The sequence below is a fragment of the Porticoccus sp. GXU_MW_L64 genome, assembly GCF_052983295.1.
On sequence record NZ_JBRKJK010000048.1, the window covers coordinates 1 to 747 of the forward strand.

Here is a 747-nt window from a genome sequence, read left to right on the forward strand (position 1 = left end):
GGTTTTATTATCGTTCCTTTTTAGGTATATTTGTCAACAACTAATTTGTCAGAGGACTAGGCTATGGGCGTTCCCATTCTTTGGACATTACCCATGCACTTCCCATCTCGCCTCATTCAGGCTCGTAAATCCCAGGGTTTAACACAGCAAGGGCTGGCAGATGCCGCTGAGTTGCACGTCAATCAAGTCAAACGCTACGAGGCCGGGTCTGCCCAGCCGACCCTAGAAGGTCTGATTAAGCTGGCTCAGGCACTGCACGTCAGTCTGGATGAGCTGGTGTTTGAAGAAGGTGAGCGTGGCCCAGGAGAGAAGCTAAAACTGTTGTTTGAAGCCGCTGACCGACTTGGTGATCCTGAGCAGGATATTATTCGGGAAGTATTGGAAGGACTGATTCTCAAGTACGAGGCCAGACGCTGGACTAAAGCAAGCTAATTCAAAAAGCGCTGACCTGAAGGGCTGCAACCCAACAGGCCAGCTACCACCACTGACTAAGAAGGAGTCAACAATGGCTGGAAGTAATAGTAATTCCACAACGGATAAAATTCATCTATCGCGGGCGCAACTGGTTCAGCTCAATGATGAGTTTTACCAGGTCTTTGCTCTCAACGGATTTTTGTACGATGCCATTGAGGGCATCATGGCGGAGATGGTCAGCCGGTTTGAGCTGCCGCCGCACAGCCTGGTTGGGCTGGGGCAGGTGCTTTCGATTATCAAACAGCGGCAGCAACGGCTGAGGGAGCGGCTGAT

Annotated in this window: 2 protein-coding genes; both read left to right on the forward strand. The window is 50.9% G+C overall.

The window, feature by feature from the left end; genetic code table 11:
- The first annotated feature begins 63 nt into the window (after positions 1-63).
- A complete protein-coding gene (locus ACVBEJ_RS14565) occupies positions 64-432 on the forward strand; it encodes a helix-turn-helix domain-containing protein (RefSeq protein WP_447130362.1) in 369 nt (122 codons plus the stop codon).
- Positions 433-505: 73 nt separating this feature from the next.
- Positions 506-747 (forward strand): hypothetical protein (locus tag ACVBEJ_RS14570; RefSeq protein WP_447130363.1); only part of this gene is annotated, 242 nt, incomplete at its 3' end.